This is a genomic window from Hymenobacter aranciens (assembly GCF_030580865.1).
GTDB lineage: Bacteria > Bacteroidota > Bacteroidia > Cytophagales > Hymenobacteraceae > Hymenobacter > Hymenobacter aranciens.
Genome location: NZ_JAUQSY010000019.1, coordinates 55,426 through 76,115 on the forward strand (window position 1 = coordinate 55,426; position 20,690 = coordinate 76,115).

Here is a 20,690-nt window from a genome sequence, read left to right on the forward strand (position 1 = left end):
CTTATGCCGCTTACTCCCTACTCGCAGCAGCTCAGCGACCTGCTGCCCCTGAAAATCCGTAGCGCCGGCGACCCGGCCGGGCCGACGACGGCCGAAGACCACCGCGCTTTTGAAGCGCTGGAAATTGAAGCCATTGCCTACCTGGAGTCGATGACGCGGGGCAACCGCATCTTCGTGGCGGAGCTGAATGGCAGCCGGCCCGGCCCGGATATTGAGGCCATCGAAGGCGACCTGTGCCTGGACCGCATCGGGAGCGGTTTGCCGCTGTGGACCTGGCTGGATGGGGAGTGGATTGCGCTGGGCAACCTGGTGGGCGCCGATGGCAGCAAAATCCTGGGCGGCGTGGGCGAACCCGCCCCAGCGCTGGGCATCATCGGCGACTGGTATTTCCGCTACAACGTGGCCGCGTTTGAGAAAATGGCCGGCGGCTGGGTGAGTCGCTTTCCCATCGGCACGGGTGCGACGGTGCCCGACCAAGTGGGGCAAAATGGAAAATACCTCAGCACCAACGGCACGAACACCTTTTGGGCAACCGTGCCCGCCGGCTACTCCGACAACCAGGCCAAGGATGCGGCGCTGCAAGCCATTTTGGCCACCAGCACTATCACAGCGACCTACAACACCGGCACCCGGCTGCTGAGCGTGAACGTGCGGGCGGCCAGCCTCAACATGAGCCACCTCGACCCGGCCGCGCTGGCCACCGGCACCCTCACCGGTGCCCAGCAGACCGCGCTCAGCAACGCGGCCAACTGGACCGCCAAAGCCTACAACAGCAGTACGCTGGTGCTAACGGGCATCCCGGCTGGCACCACGTACGACGACGCTAACTATCTCTACTACTTCGCTTCGGATAATCGGCCACTTCGGATGGCACTCGCATAATGGCACAACGGCTTTTAACACTCGGGGCCGCTGCCCTACGCCTGCGCCTGCCCGGCTACGCGCTGGCCTTCCCGAACTTTCTCCAGAACCTCACCAACGCCACGACCAGCTACGTAGGCAACACCTTTACCCTGGAAACGCTGGTGAAGGTGAATGCCTTTGCCAATCCGCCCGGCTACGGGAGCGGGAACCTGGCCCAGTACATTTTCTTGTGCAGCGGCTCCGAAAGCTATGCGTTCAGCCTACTGTTTTTGGCCAGCGGTAAAATCCGATTCCGGAACTACAAAAACGGCGTCGATTACGAGACGGGCAGCGGCGTGGTGAAGGTGGGCGGCTGGTTTCACCTCGCTTTCGTGCATGACTACGAAAACCTGGTGATGCGCTTCTACATCAATGCCGTGCAGGTGTACCAGACGGACATTGTGATGACCATTCGGCCCAACACGGCCTTTTCCATCGGCAACGTTGATAGTGACCGCTCCAACAGCAACCTGTTTGGCGAGCTGGATGAGTTCCGGATGTGGAAAACAGCCCGCACGGCACAGCAAATCAGCGATAACTACCGCCGCCCGAACGCGGCGTTGATTGCGGACGGGCAAATCACCCCCGCCACCACCGCTTTCTGCCACGATTTCGACACCCCGGTGCCGGTGGCCTCGCCCGTCTTTACCGATGGCTCCGGTAACGGGGTTTCCCTCAGCTCCTCCTATGCCGCGTTGCGGGCAGCCCAGACCGGGCCCTGCCCACTGCTCACCGGCTACCCAACCACCACGCCCCGCAAAATCCTGACGCTTACGACTGCTTAATATGGCCCGTTCGATTGCAACCATTCAGGCCGAAATGGCCGCCGCCCGCGCCGCCCGCGCTGAACTGGCCGGGCTGAGCAGCCCCAGCGCCACCAGCATCTACCGGCTCATGGAGTTCGTGGTGGCCGCCAGCATCTGGGCCTTTGAAACCATCTTGGACCGCTTCCGGGATGAGGTGGCGGGCATCATTGCCCGCGCCCCTGCCGGTACACCGTTATGGTATGCTGACCGGGCGCTGGAATTTCAGCTCGATGATGAGCTGGTGATACTGCCCAGTGGCAAGCCGGGCTACGGCGACGGGGGCACTGGTGCCCGCATCGTGACGCGGGCCACGGCAAAGGAGGCCAGCACGGGCAAGCTCTTCGTGAAGGTGGCTAAGGACGGGGCCACGGCGGGTACGCTGGCGGCGCTCAGCAACGATGAGCTGGTGCAGGTGCGCGGCTACATGGACCGGCTGAAGTTTGCGGGCACCCGGCTGGAGGTGGTGAGCCGGGAAGCCGACCGGCTGCTGGTGCTGGGCACCATCTACTATGACCCGCTGCTGCCGCTGGCCACCGTGCGAGCCAATGCCGTGGCGGCGGTGCAGGGCTACCTGGCGGCGCTCGACTTCGATGGGCAGGTGTACGTGAGCAAGCTGGTGGATGCGCTCCAGGCCGTGGCCGGGGTGCGCGATGTGGAGATGGTGAGCGTGGCCGCCCGCGTAGGGGTAGCCGCTCCGGTGGCCATCCCCCGCGTGTACGAAACGGCGGCGGGCTACATCGTGCCCGAAGACACGCCCGGCCTGACCTTACTCGACACCTTAACCTTCGTGCCCGATGGCCAGCAATAGCCCTATCGACTTTGAGCGCCTGGCGGTGCAACTGATGCCCGCGCTGCTGCGCAAGCCCCGGCTGGTGGCTTGGCTTCAGGCCATGCTCCACCCGCTTCGCCAGCTCTACACCCGGTTTCTGCTGGAGGCCGATGCTACGCGCCGTGAGCTGGCCTACAACAGCCAAACCATTCTGTTTGAGCAGGCGCTGAATGACCAATTCGACCCCAGCGCCCGGCGCATCATCATTCGCAACAGCGACACCGAGCTGCCAGTGGTGTACCTGAACTTCCGCAGTGAAGGCCAGCCCGAGAAGTACGCCCGCTTCGCCGTGGAGGGGCCGCCCTGGCTGCGGCTCTACAGCCAGGCCGAATACAATACCCAACTCGATTTCACCGTGCGCGTGCCGGTGGTGCTGCGCACGGCTGAGCGCACCACCCAGCTCCACGCCCGCATTCAACACTTCAAACTGGCCACGCGCCGCTATACCCTTCGCTTCGTATGAAAAAGCTCGAATTTGATACCGGTGGCCGCCCGTTGGCCAATGATGACTTGGTGGTGCTTCAGGACGAAGCCGCCGCCGTGATGTTTGCCCCCTACACCGGCCGGGGCGCATTCATCGTGTCGGGCTGCCAAGTGAGCGGCGTGGCCGGCGCCTACACAGTGGCCGCTGGCCTGCTGTGCCTGGATGGGGAGTTTCTGCGCTTTTACGGCGCCAGCAATGTGGCCCTGCCTGCGCAATTCCAGCGGGGCGGCTTCGACTTTATTGACGAACGGCCCTACGAAACGGGTGGCACGAAGGCTTGCATTCGGGAGCGTCCGGCCGTACTGGTGGCCCCAAATGCGGGCTACATGGGCGGGGAGTTCCTGCCTTTCACCGCACAAGGTGGCAAGCGCTGGAAGCACGTTTTGCAGGCGGCCACGCGCACTATCGGCGAAACCCAGGAACTGGTAACGGCTAGCAGCTACGTGCCCGCCAACTACGATGCCACTGGTGTAGGACTGGTGGGCACCGAAGCATGGGGCTGGGCACTCTGCAATGGGCAGGGTGGGCGACCCGACCTGCGGGGCCGGGTAACGGTAGGGCTGGACCCAGGCCGGGCAGATTATGACGCCATCGGCGACGCGGGCGGCGTGGAAATGGTCACGCTGTTAGTGTCGCAGATTCCCCAGCACACACACCCGCTGGTGGCCAACGTGGACACGCTTGGCGGCCCTGGGCAGCTTGTTACCCGTGCAGGTAACGCGGGAGCATCTGGCGATACTCCCAACTCCGGCCCGGCTGGTGGTGGTCTGGCCCACGAAAACCGGATGCCGTTCTACACCGTGGTGAAGCGGGTATGGGTAGGGTTCTAAAGTCAGCAGCGCTCGCTTCTGCCAATAAATTGTAGTCGGATTTGTAGTCCAAAAAGTAAAATGGCCCCTCACGCTACCGTGAGGGGCCGTTTCGTGGGCCCAACTGGAATCGAACCAGTGACCTGCTGATTATGAGTCAGCTGCTCTAACCGATTGAGCTATAGGCCCGTTGTCGGAGGTGTTTATTCTTTCACCTTTAAACCCCGGCCATGCCTGGAAACCTCCGACGCTGCAAAAGTACGACCTTCGCGGGGAAATTTCTCGTGGGTGGCCCCAGGTTTTTGCCCGAAAGCCGCCGGAAAATGAGAAAAAGTTTTTCCATAATTCATTCATGCTTCCTCACTTATTATTTGATTTCGGCGGCGTTATCATCAATATTGATTACGACCGCACGCTGGCGGCCATGCGGCAGCTGAGCCGCGCTGGCAGCGCCATCGAGTTTACCCAGGCGCAGCAGGCCGAGTTGTTTGACCAGCTGGAAACCGGGCACCTCACGCCCGCCGAGTTCCGGGCCGGGCTACGGGCGGGCTACGAGCTGGAGGCCAGCGACGAAGCCCTCGACGCCGCCTGGCACGCCATGCTGCTCGACGTGCCCGCCGAGCGGCTGGCCCTCATCGGCGAGCTGCGGCGGCGCGGGCACCAGACGGCCCTGCTCAGCAATACCAACGTGCTGCACATCGGCGCGATAAACCAGCAGCTGGCCACGCAATACGGCTTCCGGCAGGGCATTGCCGATGTGCTCGACCGCGTGTTTTACTCGCAGGAAGTGGGGCTGCGCAAGCCGGGCGGGGAGATTTTTCGGCACGTGCTGCGCGAAATGAACTGGGAGCCGGCCGACGTGTTATTCATCGAAGACAGTCCGCAGCACATTGCCACGGCCCGCCGTCTGGGGCTGCAGGTGCTGTACCTCACCCCGCCCCACACCCTCACTACCGCGCTGCCCGAAGCCCTCCGTGTCTTTCCCGCCGAATACGTTCCCGCCGTCTGAGCCCGCTGGCTCCGAAATCGTTACTTCTTCTACCGAACCTGCCACCTTGCGCGAGGCGCAGGCCGCTTTCCGGCGCTACGAGCGGCCGGCTGCGGCCGTGTGGCGCACCTGGGCCGTGCACCTGGGGCTGCTGCTGGTCACGGTGTTTACCACCACGCTGGCGGGCGTGCGGCTCACGAGCGCCCAGATGATGCCGCTGGAATTTCTGCCGCTGGAGATTTTTCAGTGGCCCCCGGCGCTGCTGCGGGCCGAGCTGACGCGCGGGCTGTGGTTTGCGCTGCCGTTTTTGGGTGTGCTCACGGTGCACGAGTTCGGGCACTACTTCGTGGCGCGCTACCACCGGGTGCGCACCACGCTGCCGTATTACATCCCGTTTCCGCTGGGACTGGGCACGTTCGGGGCGATTATTCGGATTAAGGACAAGATATTTTCGCGGCGCGAGTTTTTTGACATTGGTATTGCCGGGCCGCTGGCGGGTCTGGTGGTGGCCGTGCTGCTGCTGGGGTACGGCTTTACCCACCTGCCGCCGCTCGACTACCTTTTCAGCTTCCACCCCGACTACGCCCCGTACGGCGCCGACTACGCCCGCTACGTGTACGGCCCCGACACGGCGGGCGGCTTCGTGCTGGCCCGGCCGCTGCTCTACCAGGGGCTCGAACACGCCCTAGCCGACCCCGCCCGCCTGCCGCACCCCAACGAGCTGCTGCACTACCCGGTGCTGGTGGCGGGGCTGATGGCGCTGTTCTTCACCGCCCTCAACCTGCTGCCGCTGGGCCAGTTCGACGGCGGGCACATCCTCTACGGGCTGCTGGGCTTCCGGCGCTACAACCGGCTGGTGCCCTTGCTCTTCACCGGCTTCATCTTCTACGCCGGGCTGGGCTTGTTTTCGCTGCGCGACGGCTGGCAAACCTGGCTCTACGGCGGCCTGCCCTACGCGGGGTACCTGGCGCTGGTGTTCTGGCGGATGCTGCCCCGGCCCCGGCAGGGCCTGCTGCTGGGCGCGGCGGTGTGGGCGGCCCAACTGGCCTGTGCCACCGCCTGGCCCACGCTCACCGGCAACCCCGGCTGGCTGCTGATGGGCCTGATAGTGGGGCGCTTCATCGGCGTATACCACCCGCAGGCGCCCGACGAGCGGCCGCTGTCGGCGGGGCGGCAGGTGCTGGGCTGGCTCATGGTGGTTATTTTTGTATTGTGCTTCACGCCCTCGCCGTTTCAGTAGGGTAGGAGCGGCCCTAATGTTTAGGGCAGGGGATGAATTTCAATGGTATTTCAACAAAAACTTCCTTTCCGCAGCACCGTGCTGGGCCTGCGCTCGCACGGCCTCTACCTGTGCCAGCGCAACGTGACCGGGCACGTGACGCTGGAAATGGAAATGCCCTACGAAGAAATGCTGCCCCTGCGCCTGGAGCGCCGCCGGCAGATTCCCTGGGGCGTGGTGACCATGGCGCTGGTGCTGGGCGCCTGCGTCTGGCTTTTGTCAACCAGGCCGTTGATGCCCGCCGATGCGTTATACCAGCGGGCTTTGCTGATAGGCGGCGGCGTACTGGCTTGGTTTGGTATCGGGCTGCGCCACTGGTGGACCAGGCAGATTCTGCACACCTCGCGCCTGCACCTGGTGCTGGCCGACACCGACCGCGCCGAGCTGCGCGCCTTCACCAACTCGCTGGAACAGCGCACCAAAGCCTACTTGCGTAGCGAGTATGGCAGCGTGAACCCCCTGGGCTACATCGAGCCGCAGCTGCGCCGCCTGCACTGGCTGCGCGAGCTGGAGGTGCTGAGTACCGGCGAGGTCACAGCCCTGACCACCCGCCTCACCGGCCGCCTCACGGCCAAGCCGCTGCGTAGCATGGGCCAGCAGCTGGAAGCGCCGTACGTGAATTAGCTTTGAATTATGAGTTTTGAGTTAGAGAAGTGCCGAAACCCCTTTTAACTCATAACTCAAAACTCCTCACCTTACCTTTGTAGCCCTTTAGCAGTCGTCTTCTTGAACCGGTTTCTGGCTTATTTCCTTGCGGTGCTGATGCTCGTCCAGTCGTTTGGGCGGGAGTTGCTGGTGGTGGACTATGCCCTGAACAAAGCCCGCATCACGCGGCTCTACTGCGTGAACAAGGCCCGGCCCCGCCTGCATTGCAACGGCCGCTGCTACCTCGCTCAGAAGCTCCGCAAAGCCGCCGAAACCGAGAAGAAAGCCCCCGCCGGCCCCGAAAAGGTGAAGTATGAGGTGCTGCCCACGGCGGCCGCCTTCGTCCCGCGCCGGCCGCAGCAGTGGCCTGCCCCTACGCCGCGCTTTGCCGCGCTGCGGGGCTCGTGCTACGCGTTTGCCCCGGTGCGGGGCGTATTCCATCCGCCCGCGGTTCGGGCATAAGTTGCTGGTTGCCGGGTACTGCTGATGCGTCCTGGCTTTGAGTGCCGCCATGAGGTGCCTGGGCTATGTGCCGGCATCTGGCGTGGCGCGTCTATTCCCTTCTTTTTCCTGAACTGCTTTTTCCTGATGAAACTCATCACCAATTCCGCTATTGCCCTTTTCCTGACTGCCGCTGCGCTGCTGAGCGGCTGCAAAGACGACGATGACCAGGCGACGCCCACCGGCGTCGGCACCGTGTCCTTCGACGTTGAAAACGTGGTCGGCAGCTTGCCGCTGGTGCTCAAGACCGGCACCTACACCAACGCCGCCACCGAGCGGTTTACAGTGTCGAAGTTCAACTACATCCTCTCCAACTTCAAGCTCCAAAAGGCCGACGGCAGCGAGTACGCCGTGCCCGAGAGCTACGTGCTGCTCTCGGCCGATGCCACGCCCAACGCGGCTTCCAGCGGCAAGGCCTTTACCCTGAAAGATATTCCGGCCGGCGACTACACCGGCCTCACCTTCATGGTGGGCGTGGATGCCGCCCGCAACACCGCCGGCGCCCAAACCGGCGCCCTGGCCACCACCAACGGCATGTACTGGGACTGGAATCAGGGCTACATCTTCCTGAAGATGGAAGGCAGCTGGCAGAAGCCCGACGGCACGACGGGCATGGTGACGTACCACCTCGGCGGCTTCACCGAGCCCAACAACTCGCTGCGCACCGTGGCCCCCACCTGGCCCGTGGGCGGCACCCTGGCCGTGCGTGCCGACCACGCCCCGGAAGTACACCTAAACGTGAACCTGCTGCAGTTGCTCAACGGCGCCACCGCCACCGACCACGTGAGCTTTGCCACCCTGCCCATGGTGCACATGCCCGGCGCCGGCGCCAGCCAGCTGGCTACCAACCTCAGCGGCAGCAGCTCGGCCGCCACCACGGGCACGGCGTCGATGTTCCGCATCGACCACATTCACGCCAACTAACCATTCACCCCACCCCCCACCCCTCCCCTTCGGAAGAGGGGAGCCTGACGACGCATAGCTGCGCAGAACCGGCGCCCCTCTCCCGAAGGGGAGGGGTGGGGGGTGGGGTGAAGCTATTGGGCCGATGAACAAATTCCTTCTTCTCTCCGCACTGCTGCTCCCCGCCGCCGCCCGCGCCTGCGACATCTGCGGGTGCTTCATGGGCATCACGCCCTACGACAACCAAAGCGGCATCAGCCTCATGCACCGCTACCGCAGCTTCAGCGCCTACCGCACGGTGGGGCAGGAGCCGCAGTTTTTCCCCGCCGGGGTGGGGGTGCTCACGCCCCGCCGCCTCAACTCGGTGGATGCCGGCTACCGGCACAACCACCAGAACGACCCCACCGACTACGAGGCCTTCCGCGTAGTGGAATTGCGGGCCAAGTACTTCCTGGCCCGCCGGCTCGAGCTCAACGCCTTCGTGCCCTACGTCATGAACACCTCGCAGATAAACGGCCAGCAGCTCAACGTGTCGGGCCTCGGCGACGTGACGGTATTTGCCGGCTTCCACCTCATCCGCAACATCGAAACGGCCGGCATCCAGAGCCGCCTCATCGTGGGCGGCGGCCTCAAGCTGCCCACCGGCGACTACTCCCGCCAGAATGCCCGCGGCGTGCGCTACTCCATGCTCAGCCAGCCCGGCACCGGCACCACCGACGGCTTCGCCTACGCCAACTACATCGGCAGCTACCGCAGCCTCGGCCTGAGCCTCAACGGCAGCTACCGCCTGGCCTCCGAAAATACCTACCGCAACAGCCTCGCCCCGAGCGTGGCGGCCTTCGCCAACCTCTTCTACCGCCTGCCCCTGGGCGACAACTGGCAGCTCTACCCCTCGGCCCAGCTCTTCTACGAGCGCACCGACGGCGAAATGCTCGAAGGCCGCCTCACCCACGAGCACGAAATGAACAACGCCCTGCTCGGCCCCGGCCTCGACGTGTACTACCGCAACTTCTCGCTCAATACCGCCGTGCAGTTCCCCGTCTACACGGCCCTCACCGACCACCCCGCCAGCGCCGGGCGGCTGGTGCTGGCCCTGGGCTACAGCTTCAAGCAAACGAAGTACCTGCTGGGCAAAAAAGCCGAGTAGGAGCGGGGCAATACCACCGCCATAGCTCGTCATCGACCGCCCCGACCGCCCTGCGGTTGGGGCTTTTTGCGGCCCTTCGTCCTGAAAATTGGTATTGTTCCCAAACTCTGCTACATTGCCTGAAAAATAAGCCCTTGCCCGGCTGCTTACTTCCACCTTTTTCAGCAACGTATGTCAGAACAACCCGAACAAAAGCCGGCCGTGCCCCGGCCGGCCCGCCGCAACCGCGCCCGCGTCGAGAAACGCGCCCTTACCGAAAAGCAGCTGCGCAAAAAGCCGGAGGTGCAAGCCTTCCTCGACCAGTTTTATGCCAACGGGGAGAATTTTCTCCATAACTACCTGAACTGGCGCGACGGCCTGCTGAATGAAGGCGTTGCCACCTGGCAGCAGCAGCAGGCTGCCGAAGCCCAGCTGGCGCGCACCGCCGTTCAGCGCCTGTGGCAGATTCAGCAGCGCAAGCTGTTTGTGCAGCAGTGCCAGTGGCGCGCCGATGCCCTCGACCTGCGCGCCGAAGGCATCGAAACCGCCGCCGATTTTGGTTCCTGGGGCCACCGCATTCACGAGTGCGCCTGGCTGCCACCCATCACCAAAGCCGAGGTCGAGGAATACCTCGCCTACCTCGAGACCGAGGATTGCGAAGACCTCAACCCCCACATCCCCTATCAGATAGACCACTGGCAGTTTCACGAGCCCTTCTGGCTGAATGTTTACGGCCGGCTCGACCACGGCGACCTGGCTTACCTCACCGCCGCCCGCTCGCTGGCCGAAGATGGCCACCTCAATACTCTGCACAGCCTGCAGGAAAGCTACAACTGGAATACTCCTTATCCGCTGTGGTACAACTGGTGCGATGAGTACCACCAGCCTCCGCTGCCGGTCATCAACCTGCCCAACCTGCGCGGCGTGCGCGAATACCGCTACCTCACGGCCGCCCTGCAGCAGCAGCAGCTCTCGGAGCCACCCGCCGCCCCAACGGCCGCCCCGCCCGACACCCCTGCGCCGGCGGCCGTGGCCCCGGCCCCGCCCGCCCCTGCGGAGCTGCTGCCCCTGGACCCCGACAACTGGAACGTCATCTACACCCTGCTGGAAGAAGAAAACCTCCAGACCCAGCAGCATTTCCGGGTGGTGTGGCCCGTTAAGTTCCGCATCATGTCGTTTGGCTGGGACCCGGAGGAGTTTCTCGAAACCCGCGGCGAGCAGCTGGAAAAAGAGCTGCTCACCCTTACCGAGCGGCTGCCGCTGGCCCCCCACGCCGACTACCGCCAGGCCCTCTACCTCACCTGGCTGGGGCACTACCGCCGCCGCCTGCAGGCCGCCATTCGCCACGAGTTTGCGGCCTACCAGCAGCGCCGGGCCGCCGGCCAGCCCCACCCCGACCCCTATCCCGACCCCGCCCCCAAAGCCGCCCACGCGGCCCTGCGCGCGGAGTACAATGCCCTTATTCTGGCCGGCCGCGCCCTCGCCGGCGAGCCCCAAACTTTCGACTTTTAAGCGCTTATCCCGTCCATGCTTGATAACGAAAACCTCCCAGGCGTAGCCCGGGAAGACGCCGACGAGGCTGCCGCCCAGGCCCTGGCCGCCCAGCTGGCCACCGACCCGCGCTACCTCCGCCACCTGGCCCGCTACCGCCCCCAGGACCACGCCGCCTTCCTGCTGGCCTACGCCCAGCGCATCGTGCACGCCCGCCGCAATGGCCCTTACCAACTCAATTTCTCCCTGCTCGACCCCAGCACCAACCCCGGCGAAGCGGCCTACGATTGGCTGTTTCACATTCAGCAGAAGAAGTTCTTCGACCTGCAGGTGCGCTGGCGGGCGGGCGAAATCTCCTTGCCCGGCATCTACTACGAGTATCAATTCGAGAAGTGGAAGCAGCACCTGCATGCCTGCCCCTGGCTGCCGCCCATCACCGAGGCCGAGTACGAGCTGTTCGTCGATTACCTGGCCAGTGGGGCCTGCCGCACCGTGGGCTTCCATCCCGAGCACCAGCTGCCCGTCGATGACTGGCAAGACTACGAGGCCATGCGCCGCCATTGGCAAGCTCGGCAAACCGGCACCGCCCCCGACCGCCACGCCCAGCCCTACCCCGAGTGGTATGCCTACTACGATGCCCGCACCGGAGCCCCGGCCGGCTACCCCTTCGCCACGCACTCCAACCAGCGCGCCGAGCAGCACCTGCACTACCGCCACCTGGGTATCGACCACTCCCTGGCCCAGCGCTGGCCCGACGGCCCGCCCCCCGAGTACCGCGACCGCCGCCCCAGCCCCAGCTGGCCCGATGGCCTCGACGATACCTTCGCCACCGACCCGGCCGAGCGCCTGCTACCCGACTACGACGAAGCCTTCTACGAATTTGCCCGCCGCTTCGACCCCGGCCCCGGCACCGCGCGCCTCCGCGAGCTTACCCAGGCCCTTCGCCGGGCCGATTACTACGGCTCGTCGCGCGTGGCCGAGTGCGTACACCAAAGCCTCGACTACCTGCGCAAAGCCGAGCTCATCTGGCCCACCAACGGCGACGACGACTGGCGCCGCGCCATCGTGGAGGCCGCCCAGCACCTGCACCGCCAGCGCCTGCTGGCCGCCCTGCCCCAGGCCTTCGCCGACTACCGCTTCCGCATCGACACCGGCCTGCAGCCTGCCCCGCCCTGGAGCGCCTTTCACTGGGTACCCTTCCCCCGCAATCAGGAGCAGGAATGCGCTCCCGAAGCCGACTGGTTCGAAGACTACCTCCTTGGCCGTGAGCTGGCCGGCCTGCCCCGCGTGCTGGAATACTAAAGCTCCCCCGCCAGCTGCCATTCGTTGAGCTCGACTGCCAGCGGCAGAACCGCTGGCAGTCGTTTCTTCGCCTCGGTTGAGGCAAAAAGCCCCTGAAACAACTGCTGTGACCCGTTTTCGTCTGCTTTTTGTAGCCCCCAAACAACGAAAAAGCCCCGGCTGCGCGAGCGGCCGGGGCTTTTTCTTCAGCATCAGTGCTTACGCTTGCGGCGCATCTCCCGTTGGCCCGTGCCCGGCGTCCACTATCATCCGGGCCTTTTTGTAGCGCGCCACCAGCTCGGGCAGGGCCTCGCTCAGGTTGGGCACCCGCACATCCAGGCGTTTGAGGGCGGCGCGGGCGGCCCCCAGCGAGGCCACGGCCTTCTCGCGCTCCCGCGAGCCCTCCGTGGTTTGCTGGCGCGGCGTACCCAGCAGGGGCTTAAACAAGGCCGTTTTATCGTGCAGCTTTTTGAGATGGTCGGCCGTCACCAGCTCCTCTTTTAGCTCCTTGGCCAGCGGCAGGGCCTGGTTATAAAGCTCCTCCAGCGCCGCCACCTGCGGCAAGCCCCGCAGCTCGTCGAGGCTGGAGCGGGTGTGGGCGGCCAGTTCCGCCAGCTCCGGCCGGGGCTTATCGAGCTGCAGCGCCTTCAGGCCGCGCAGTACCGGCACGGCCGCATCCAGGGCGGCTATTTCGGCCAGGTCCTTGGCATCGGCGTAGCCCGCGCTGCTCAGGCCACTCAGTTTCTGCGCGGCGGCATCGGTCACGCCCAGCGCCGTTTGCAGGGCCTCGAAGTCGGGCAGCATTTTGGGATAAAGCGGCTCCCACTGCGGGCGCGTATCGGTGAGCAAGCCCAGCGTCGCCAGGCTCATGGTTTGGAAATTGAGTTCGCGGTCAGTCATGGGTAAGGGTAAAAAAGAAGTGAGAAAGGAGTAGCGCGCCCCCGGCCCCGATTAGGCCGCCGTCAGCAGCAGTTAGTCGGGTGCCAGCGGGCATTATTTGCCTGCGAGTAGTAATTATTTCAGCGTCATTAGTAATTATTTTAGGGTAAACCCTGGTAAGGCGCCTGTCAGTAGTAATTATTTCAGTGTAAGTAGTAATTATTTCAGCGTTAGTAATGATTATTCCGGCGGCAGTAGCCACCCGCAAAAGGTCCGAAAAAAGAAACGACCCCCTACTTCACAACGCGCAAAGTCGGGGGTCGCCTCTTCAATCAGCCGAAGTGCTCCGGGCGAATTACTCCACCGTCAGCTTCTTGGTCACCGTGCCCTGGGCCGTTTGCAGGCGCACGGCGTACACGCCGGCGGCCACGCCTTCCAGCGACAGCTGCGTGCTGGTACCGGTCAGCTTCTGCGTCAGCACCGAGCGGCCGAGGGCATCCACCAGCGTCACCGTCACCGCCGAGCGGCTCAGCGTAGCGGGCAGCTCCACAAACACCGCCTTGTGGGCCGGGTTGGGGAACACCGCCACCTGGGCGCTCAGGCTGGCCGGGGCCACGCCCGTCACGCGCTGCGGCGTGAAGAACAGCTCGAAGCGCTGGCCGGTATAGGCCGCGTTCAGCGAGAACGTGTAGTCGGGCTGCTGGCTCAGGTCCTGCACGGCACCCGTTTGCAGGTCGCGCAGGTAAGCCACCATGCCCGCGGGCAGGTTCACGATGCTGGCCGCGTGCAAGGTGTAAGTGCCGGTAGCCGGCACGCGCACCTGCAGGGGCACGGTCAGGTTGGTCGTGGGCAGCGGCAGGCCGTTGATGCTCATCTCGGCGGCACCGGCCACGGCGCTCAGGTTGAGGCCGTGGGTGTTGGGCATTTTCACGGCGTCAAACTCCGAGTCCATGCCGGCAGTAGCGCCCTGCTCGAAGTACACGTAGAGCGGGTCGGCGTGGTTGGCGCCTTGCAGGTCCAGCTGCACCAGCGGGCGGGTGCTGCTCGTGCGGTTGTAGGCCGGGTTCGCGTAGTTCGTCACGCGCTGCGAGTTGCGGAAGGTGAGCGAGCCGCTGGTCTGGCCCGCCGCCACCCGCACCCAGAAGCCCTGGCCCAGGGCCAGCAGCGGGTCGCCGCCCACGCCGTTCACGTAGCTGCGGAAGGTGCCATTATACTGGTCCACGCTGCCGTAGACGTAGATGGCCCCTTCGATGTTCACGCGGTCGGCCGCGGCCACCAGCGAGTAGTTCAGGGGCGAGGGGTAGGGGTTGCCCACCAGGTGCCAGCCGCTCTGGTCGGGGTTGCCCCGCACCGGGCCGCGGCTCAGCGTCTGGCTGTAGGTACCATTGTTCTGCGGCCCCGTGAAGCTGAAGGCCTGCTGCGCCGCCAGGTTGGCCGCCAGGGCTTTGCCCACGGTCAGGGGCGTGCTCAGCGCCGCCGGCGAGTAGTAGCCCTTGCTGAAGAAGTCCTGGTCGTTCACCAGGCCCAGGCGGCTCTCGTCGTAGCCAAACACCGTGGGGAAGGGCGTCACGAAGCCCGGCGTGGCCGAGGTGTTGTAGGCCGGGTTCACCACCGGCGAGAAGCTGCCCGTGGCCAGGCTGGCCACCGTGGCGTTGCTCACCGGCGGCGAGATGTGGCGGTAGCCCGCGCCCGCATTGCTGCCCGGCAGGATGTAGCGCTGCACCGTCACGTTGCCGCTGATAACGCCGCCGTTGTTGTACACCATGCCGGTGCCATTCGCGTCCGACTCCGTCACGAAGTCGTTGCCGTTGGTCGTCAGGTTGCCGTTCAGCGTGAGCAGGCGGCGCACCGAAGCGCCGGCCGAGGTGCTGAGTTGGGCGGTGTTGGCGCCCACCGTCAGGTTCCAGAAGCGCACGCGCGACGAGCCCAGCAGGTTGCTCAGGGTAGTGCCGCCCAGCGCCACCGTGCCGCCGGTGGGTACGAAGCTGCCGTTGTTGGTCACGTTGCCGGCCACGTTCAGCGTGTTAGCCGTCATATTCAGCGTGGCGCCCGTGGCGATGCTCACGTTGTTGGCCGCCGCCGTGGCCGCATTGGCGGCGATAACGGGGAAGCGGTTGCCGCTGGGCGCAGTCGGGATGGTGGCGCTGATGGCCGCGGTGGGCACCTGGTTCGGGCTCCAGTTGCCGGCCGTAAACCAGTCGGTGCTCACGCTGCCGTTCCAGATTACGCTGGTTACGACGGCGGGCGCGATGGTCACGGAGTAGGAGCGGGAGCCGCTGTAGGGACCGGGGGCCGCCGAGTTGTCGGTAGCCGTAATGGTGAAGTTAAACGTGCCGCTAGCCGTGGGCGTGCCCGACAGCGTGCTGCCCGACAGCGTCAGGCCCGAAGGCGCCGACCCGGTGAGGGCGTAGGTGTAGGAACCCGAGCCGCCCGTGGCCGACAAGGTCTGGCTGTAAGCCGTGCCCTGCGTGCCGCCCGGCAGCGAGGCCGGGCTCACCGTGATGGTGGGCGCCTGGAAGGTCAGCGCGTAGGTGACCGAAGCCGAGTTGCCGTTGCCGGCCGCATCCTGCACGCTGTTGCCTGCCACGGTCACGGTGGTGGCGGTGCCCGGCGTCGTCGGCGTCACCTGGAGGGTGTAGGTGGTACCGCTGCCCGTCGGGCCGCTGGTCACCGTGCCATTCGTCACCGTGATGTCGCCGGCCACGAAGCCCGTCACGCTTTCCGAGAACGTCGCCGTGAAGCTCAACGGCGAGGTCGTCGCCGTGCCGCCGCTGGCGCCGCTGGTCGAGGTCAGCGTCACGGTCGGGGCCGTCGTGTCCACGATGAAAGTGTTCGTATTCGACGGCTGGCTGGTCGACTGGCCATTGGCCTGGGCCGTCACGTATATCGTGTGCGAGCCCTCGGCCAGGGGGACGAACGCCGTCTTGCGCCAGTTGCCGGCGGCATTGGCAAAGGTCGTGTCGGCAAAGGCACCGTCCACGAACAGAACGATGTTGCTACCGGCCGCAGCCGTGCCGCCGTAGGTCGGCGTATTGTCGTTGGTGCGGTCGCCGTTGGCGGGCGTCAGCACCACCGGCGTCGCCGTCTGCGGCTGGGTGTAGGTAAGGCTAACCGGCGTAGCGGCGGTATTGAAGTTGGTGGCAAAGTCCTGCACCACGTTGGCCGGTACGCTCACCGTCACGGTGCCGCTGCCCGCAGGCGTCACATCAAAGGTGTAGGTAGTGCCCGCGCCCGAGATGCTCGAAATGCTGCCGTTGCTTACCGTCACGTCGCCAACTGCGAAGCCCGACACGCTTTCCGAGAACGTAACCGTGAAGGGAATCGGCGAGGTGCTGGTCGGGTTGCTAGCCGAAGAGCTGATGCTTACCGTCGGGCGCGTGGCGTCCACCGTAAAGCCGTTGGTGTTGCTCACGGGGCTCACCAGCGCGCCGCTGGTTTGGGCCGTGGCGTTCACCACGTGGGTGCCGTCGGCCAGGGCCACGGGCTGCGTCAGGCTGAAGGCGCCGCCGGCCGTGGCCGTGGTGGTGCCGATGGCCGTGTTGTCCACGTACACCGTTACGGTGCTGCCGGCCGGAGCCGTGCCGGAGTAGGTCGGCGTGTTGTCGTTGGTCAGCGTCACGTTGGCCGGGGTGGTAACCACCGGGGCCGCCGTAGTGGCCTGGCCGATAACCAGGGTGTAATCGCGGAAGCCGCTGAAGGGGCCAGGAGCCGCCGAGTTGTCAGTCGCCGCCACGCGGAAGTTAAACGTCCCATTGGTCGTGGGCGTGCCCGCAATCGTGCTGCCCGTCAGGCTCAACCCGCTGGGCAGCGCCCCGCTGGTGATGGCGTAGGTATAAGGAGCCTCCCCGCCCGAGGCTGACAGGCCCTGGCTGTAAGCCACGCCCTGCGTGCCGCCAGGCAGCGAGGCCGGGCCCACCGTGATGGTGGGGTTCTGCACCGTGAAGGCGCTGGTAATGGTTTGCGAGCAGGGAGCCGTCAGCGAGATGGTGCCCGAGCCGCTGGCCGCCGCAGCCGGCACCACAAAGGTGAAGCCGGTAGCCGTCAGGCTGCTGATGGTGGCCGTCGCGCCGCCCACCGTCAGGCTGGTGGCGCCGCTCAGGTTCGTGCCGCTCACCGTCACGGTAGCACCGCGCAGCGCCGAGCTGGGGCTCACGCTGCTGATGGTAGCCGTGGCCGGCGCGTTCACCGTCACCTGAGCTACCGAGGTGCTGGTAGTCGTGCCGTTGCTCACGGTCAGCAGCACGTACTGGGTTTTGTTGGCCTCCGAGCAGTTGTAGCTTAGCGCGGCAGCATCGTTCGAGTAGGCAGCCTGCACGGCCAGCGCTTTCGGCGTGCCCGAGCAGGGGTCGCCGAGGACGGGGCTGTTGTTAGTAGCAGAGGTATTAGAGGCATCCATGCTGCCGGTGCTGCGGCCGACGAACGAGTTTTGGGCCGTCGCCTCGCTGTTGGCGGCGTCGCAGCTACCGAGGCGGTAGTTGCCGTTGGCATCGTTGGTGGGCGTGCCGTAGCTGGCAAAGCGGATAGCCGTGAAGTTCGCGCCGCTGGGCGTGGTCAGCATCAGGGTGTTGTTTTCGGCTACCCGCCCGTAGACGATTTTCTGAATGGTGTACGTCAGCGCACCAGGGCCGGTGCTGCCGTTGTTCACGCTGCTGGCAGCCAGGGTGCCGTTGCCGCTGGCGTCGAGCTGCACCGTCACGCTTTGGCTGGTGGCCACCAGCGGCTGCTGGTAGGTGATGCCGAACTGCGTGGCGACCGTATTGCCGTTGCCGGCCGCATCCTGCGCCTGGTTGGCGGCGATGTTCACCGTGATGGTGCTGCCGCTGCCGGCCGGCGTCACGCTAAAGGTGTAGGTCGTGCCCGAGCCCGAGAAGCCCGAGATGGCCCCGCCCGTCACGTTCAGGTCGTTCTGCGCGAAGTTCGTCACGCTCTCCGAGAACGTCACCGTGAACGGCACCGGCGTAGTCGCCGTCGTGCTGCCATTGCCCCCGGCCGACGAAGTGATGGTCACTGAGGGAGGAGTCACGTCGTTCACCGTCATGGTCACGGTAGCGGTCGACGTCAGGCTGCCATCCGAAATGGTGTAGGTAAACGTGGTGGTGCCAGCGAAGCCCGCCGCGGGCGTGAAGCGCACCACACCGCCCGTCAGCGTCACCGTGCCGTTGGCCGGCTGGGTCACGGCCGTCACCGTCAGCGTCGTGCCGGCATCGGGGTCCGAGTCGTTGGCCAGCACGTCCAGCACCGTGGCGCCGCTGTTCTGGTTCACCGAAAAGGAATTGTTGCTGGCCACGGGGGCCTCGTTCACGTTAGTCACGGCAATGGTGAAGCTCTGCGAGCTGGTCAGCGAGCCGTCCGACGCCTGCACCGTGATGGAGTGCGACGTATTCGTTTCAAAGTCGAGCAACGCGCCGTTGGCCACCGTCACCACGCCCGTCGAGGCATTGATGGCGAAGCGGCCGCCTGCGTTATTGGTCAGCGAGTAGCTCAGCGTCGTGCCCTCCGGGTCGGTAGCCGAGGCCGTGATGCCGACCGTGCTGCCGTTGGCGGCATTCTCCGCCACGGTGTTGGCGGCCGCGTTCACATCGGTCACGGCGCCCGGGGCTTCGTTCACGTTGGTCACGTTCACGTTCACCGTAGCCGAGGCGCTGGCGGCGGGGATGCCGTTGTCGGTCACCTGCACCGTCAGGCTGTAGGCGGGGGTAGCTTCGAAGTTGAGGGCCGCCGAGTTGGCTACCGTCAGCTGACCCGTGGCGCTGTTGATGGCGAAAGCGCCGCCAGTGTTGCCGGCCGTGATGGCGTAGGTCAGCGTGTTGCCATCGGCGTCGGAGGCCGTGATGGCTGCACCTACGTTGGTGCCGTTGGCCGAGTTCTCGGCCACGCTGCGCGTCTGGCTGTTGATGGTCGGCGCGGTGTTGGCCGTGCCTGTCACCCGAATATTATCGAAGGCAAACTCTGCGTCAATACCGTCGCCGGAGAGCTCCAGCTTAAAGTCAACCTGCTGCCCGTTGGCATCGGCTGGTATCGTGAAGTCATAATTAGTCAGCGCGGGGCTTAGCGTAGCCGTGCCGGCCGGTACGGCCGGCAGGCTGGCGAGGTCCTCCGTCCGATCCTGGCGCAGGTCGCCAATGCCGTTGGTGGTAGTAGCAGTGCCGCGGAACGAGCCAAACAGCTTCCAGGTGCCGCTGCTGCCGCCCGTGCGGTAGTACATCTTAAAGTAGTCGCTGGTCTGCCACCGCGCGCTCGCGCCCGACTCGGCCCCCAACAGCACCTGAAAGTGCAGGGCGCTGTAGCTGGTCGCATCAACCTGCCGGGTTTCCAGCCGGCCAATGCGTTCCGAGTTCTGGGTGGAGTTGGTGTTCACTCCGTACCAATAATAGGCATTGCTGATGTTGCTGAACGTTACTGCGCCCGTCTTGTAGGTGGCAGCGTTGGTGCGGGTGAAGGCAAAGTCGGTGCCGGTGCTACCGGTGCCCAAAAACCAGTTCGAGCCGTAGCGAATGCCCTCCCCATCGGTCGTGAAGTCTTCCGTGTAAGGTATGGTGGTCGCGCCAGCCAGAATGGCCCGCACCAGCACGTTGCGAATCACGCCCGAGCTGCTGGAAGCGCCACTTTGCACCACAAACTGAATCGAGCGGTTGCCGCCCTTCGCCGTCGTCTGGTTCGAGTTGCGGTACTTCACCGATTTCAGCACCGTCACGTAGTCGGCTATTGGGGCCACCCCCGAAAAGGTGAGGGTGCCATTCGCATAAGTGCCGGTGATGCCGGTTACGGGCGTAAAGCTCAGCTCGTCTTCCGACGCGACGAAGCCGTTGCCGATGGTCACCGTCGCGCCGCTGAGCGTGGTGCCCGCCGGGTTAGTCGCCGTAATGGACGAAGTAATCTGCGTGGCCGGGTCGGTTTCATTGTAGTTGATGGTGGCCGTCTGCGCATCGCTCAGCGTGGGCGGCTGCACCGTGCTGGCCGTGCCGGTGATGCGGATGTTGTCGAATGCTAGTTCCTGGCCGCCGCCCTGGTCCACCACCACGCGCACCGTCAGCGAAGCCGGCGAACCAACAACCCCGGTAGGACCGCTGAAGATGTAGTCCGTCATTCGGTAGTTCAGCGTGGGCCCTGTCTCGTCCGATACCGAGCCGTTCAGGTTAACGTCCTGCTCCATATCGCCAGTGCTGGTAGCTTCATTGCCTATAAACCGGCCGATGGTGGTGAAATCAGTACCATTGGTCGAGTACTGGATTTCTATCTTGTCGTCGGCGCTAAATGTGCTAGCGGTTGCAGCACCATTGTTGATGTGTAAAGAGCCGGGGCCATGGGGGTCGGCCAGGGCCACGGTCACCACGATGTTGGTGTAGCTGCTGGCATTGACGGGGTTCATCGTCACCACGCCTGCGCTACGAGTATAGGACGAGGGAGTATTCGAAGTACCCCGCACACCTTCCGCAATCCAGAACCTGCCTGGGTAAACTGCTGAGTTATCCGCGGTTCTAATAGCAATCGGGTCGGTATTGCTGCCGAAAGAAGCATTCGACGTATTGTTCGGGTTTACGGGCGGATTGGTGTTTGTAATGGTGAAGTATTGAATATTCGAAGTCGCGCGCAGGTCGAACGCGTTCGAGGTATAGTTGACCGTCTCGTTCGTCTCGAACGACTGGCTGGTCGGGAGCTGGGCCCATCCGCTACTGGTGCATAACAGCAGTAGCCAAAGTAATAGTGGTGATTTCATGCCATCAGAATTAGTTGAGAAAAGAAGTAAGTCAGTCAGTAAAAAAAGA

15 protein-coding genes and 1 tRNA gene are annotated in these 20,690 nt (G+C 64.7%); 13 read left to right on the plus strand and 3 right to left on the minus strand.

Translation table 11 applies throughout. The features are described from left to right. Window positions 1–3: 3 nt before the first annotated feature. Genes Q5H93_RS21775 through Q5H93_RS21795 form a run of 5 tightly spaced genes read left to right on the plus strand, consistent with a single transcriptional unit; the run spans window position 4 to window position 3,852 of the window. The gene (locus Q5H93_RS21775) at window positions 4–882 is read left to right on the plus strand and encodes a hypothetical protein (protein ID WP_305008818.1); all 879 of its coding nucleotides are present in this window, start codon (window positions 4–6) and stop codon (window positions 880–882) included. Continuing rightward, on the plus strand, window positions 882–1,688 hold the full coding sequence (locus tag Q5H93_RS21780; RefSeq protein ID WP_305008819.1) for a LamG domain-containing protein: 807 nt from the start codon (window positions 882–884) through the stop codon (window positions 1,686–1,688). Before Q5H93_RS21775 ends, Q5H93_RS21780 begins: the two co-directional genes overlap by 1 nt. Before the next feature lies 1 nt (window position 1,689). Continuing rightward, complete coding sequence (locus Q5H93_RS21785) at window positions 1,690–2,517, plus strand: hypothetical protein (RefSeq protein WP_305008820.1); 828 nt, start codon at window positions 1,690–1,692, stop codon at window positions 2,515–2,517. Next, window positions 2,504–3,001, plus strand: coding sequence for a hypothetical protein (locus tag Q5H93_RS21790; protein WP_305008821.1), 498 nt, complete (start codon window positions 2,504–2,506; stop codon window positions 2,999–3,001). Before Q5H93_RS21785 ends, Q5H93_RS21790 begins: the two co-directional genes overlap by 14 nt. Next, the gene (locus Q5H93_RS21795; protein WP_305008822.1) at window positions 2,998–3,852 is read left to right on the plus strand and encodes a hypothetical protein; all 855 of its coding nucleotides are present in this window, start codon (window positions 2,998–3,000) and stop codon (window positions 3,850–3,852) included. Before Q5H93_RS21790 ends, Q5H93_RS21795 begins: the two co-directional genes overlap by 4 nt. Window positions 3,853–3,946: 94 nt before the next feature. On the opposite strand, the gene Q5H93_RS21800 is transcribed toward Q5H93_RS21795, so the two are convergent. Continuing rightward, window positions 3,947–4,020 (minus strand) — tRNA-Ile (locus Q5H93_RS21800). Window positions 4,021–4,183: 163 nt separating this feature from the next. On the opposite strand from Q5H93_RS21800, the gene Q5H93_RS21805 reads away from it, so the two are divergent. From Q5H93_RS21805 to Q5H93_RS21840, 8 genes are all read left to right on the plus strand, one after another. Further along, window positions 4,184–4,840 carry an HAD family hydrolase gene (locus Q5H93_RS21805; RefSeq protein ID WP_305008823.1) on the plus strand — a complete coding sequence of 219 codons (657 nt, stop codon included), beginning with the start codon at window positions 4,184–4,186 and terminating at the stop codon, window positions 4,838–4,840. After that, complete coding sequence (locus Q5H93_RS21810) at window positions 4,806–6,059, plus strand: site-2 protease family protein (RefSeq protein WP_305008824.1); 1,254 nt, start codon at window positions 4,806–4,808, stop codon at window positions 6,057–6,059. Before Q5H93_RS21805 ends, Q5H93_RS21810 begins: the two co-directional genes overlap by 35 nt. Window positions 6,060–6,101: 42 nt before the next feature. Next, a complete protein-coding gene (locus tag Q5H93_RS21815) occupies window positions 6,102–6,722 on the plus strand; it encodes a hypothetical protein (protein ID WP_305008825.1) in 621 nt (206 codons plus the stop codon). Between the two features lie 132 nt (window positions 6,723–6,854). Continuing rightward, a complete protein-coding gene (locus Q5H93_RS21820; protein WP_369811082.1) occupies window positions 6,855–7,205 on the plus strand; it encodes a hypothetical protein in 351 nt (116 codons plus the stop codon). 126 nt (window positions 7,206–7,331) lie between these two features. Next, window positions 7,332–8,168, plus strand: coding sequence for an MbnP family protein (locus Q5H93_RS21825; RefSeq protein WP_305008826.1), 837 nt, complete (start codon window positions 7,332–7,334; stop codon window positions 8,166–8,168). Window positions 8,169–8,292: 124 nt separating this feature from the next. Continuing rightward, window positions 8,293–9,294: a hypothetical protein gene (locus tag Q5H93_RS21830; RefSeq protein WP_305008827.1), complete on the plus strand. Its 1,002-nt coding sequence runs from the start codon at window positions 8,293–8,295 to the stop codon at window positions 9,292–9,294. Window positions 9,295–9,465: 171 nt separating this feature from the next. Then, window positions 9,466–10,785 (plus strand): hypothetical protein, encoded by a 1,320-nt coding sequence (locus Q5H93_RS21835; protein ID WP_305008828.1) that lies wholly within the window; start codon window positions 9,466–9,468, stop codon window positions 10,783–10,785. A 15-nt stretch (window positions 10,786–10,800) separates the two neighbouring features. Then, entirely contained in the window at window positions 10,801–12,066 is a 1,266-nt protein-coding gene (locus tag Q5H93_RS21840) for a hypothetical protein (protein WP_305008829.1), read from the plus strand. Between the two features lie 198 nt (window positions 12,067–12,264). On the opposite strand, the gene Q5H93_RS21845 is transcribed toward Q5H93_RS21840, so the two are convergent. Continuing rightward, window positions 12,265–12,945, minus strand: coding sequence for a hypothetical protein (locus tag Q5H93_RS21845; protein WP_305008830.1), 681 nt, complete (start codon window positions 12,943–12,945; stop codon window positions 12,265–12,267). A 334-nt stretch (window positions 12,946–13,279) separates the two neighbouring features. Further along, entirely contained in the window at window positions 13,280–20,641 is a 7,362-nt protein-coding gene (locus Q5H93_RS21850; RefSeq protein WP_305008831.1) for a DUF8693 domain-containing protein, read from the minus strand. Window positions 20,642–20,690: the final 49 nt, after the last annotated feature.

Coding starts and splice junctions, on each gene's coding strand:
- Q5H93_RS21780 (WP_305008819.1), top strand. CDS start 882: ATGGCACAACGGCTTTTAACACTCGGGGCCGCTGCCCTACGCCTGCGC.
- Q5H93_RS21805 (WP_305008823.1), top strand. CDS start 4,184: ATGCTTCCTCACTTATTATTTGATTTCGGCGGCGTTATCATCAATATT.
- Q5H93_RS21815 (WP_305008825.1), top strand. CDS start 6,102: ATGGTATTTCAACAAAAACTTCCTTTCCGCAGCACCGTGCTGGGCCTG.
- Q5H93_RS21825 (WP_305008826.1), top strand. CDS start 7,332: ATGAAACTCATCACCAATTCCGCTATTGCCCTTTTCCTGACTGCCGCT.
- Q5H93_RS21790 (WP_305008821.1), top strand. CDS start 2,504: ATGGCCAGCAATAGCCCTATCGACTTTGAGCGCCTGGCGGTGCAACTG.
- Q5H93_RS21775 (WP_305008818.1), top strand. CDS start 4: ATGCCGCTTACTCCCTACTCGCAGCAGCTCAGCGACCTGCTGCCCCTG.
- Q5H93_RS21795 (WP_305008822.1), top strand. CDS start 2,998: ATGAAAAAGCTCGAATTTGATACCGGTGGCCGCCCGTTGGCCAATGAT.
- Q5H93_RS21835 (WP_305008828.1), top strand. CDS start 9,466: ATGTCAGAACAACCCGAACAAAAGCCGGCCGTGCCCCGGCCGGCCCGC.
- Q5H93_RS21785 (WP_305008820.1), top strand. CDS start 1,690: ATGGCCCGTTCGATTGCAACCATTCAGGCCGAAATGGCCGCCGCCCGC.
- Q5H93_RS21840 (WP_305008829.1), top strand. CDS start 10,801: ATGCTTGATAACGAAAACCTCCCAGGCGTAGCCCGGGAAGACGCCGAC.
- Q5H93_RS21845 (WP_305008830.1), bottom strand. CDS start 12,945: ATGACTGACCGCGAACTCAATTTCCAAACCATGAGCCTGGCGACGCTG.
- Q5H93_RS21830 (WP_305008827.1), top strand. CDS start 8,293: ATGAACAAATTCCTTCTTCTCTCCGCACTGCTGCTCCCCGCCGCCGCC.
- Q5H93_RS21850 (WP_305008831.1), bottom strand. CDS start 20,641: ATGAAATCACCACTATTACTTTGGCTACTGCTGTTATGCACCAGTAGC.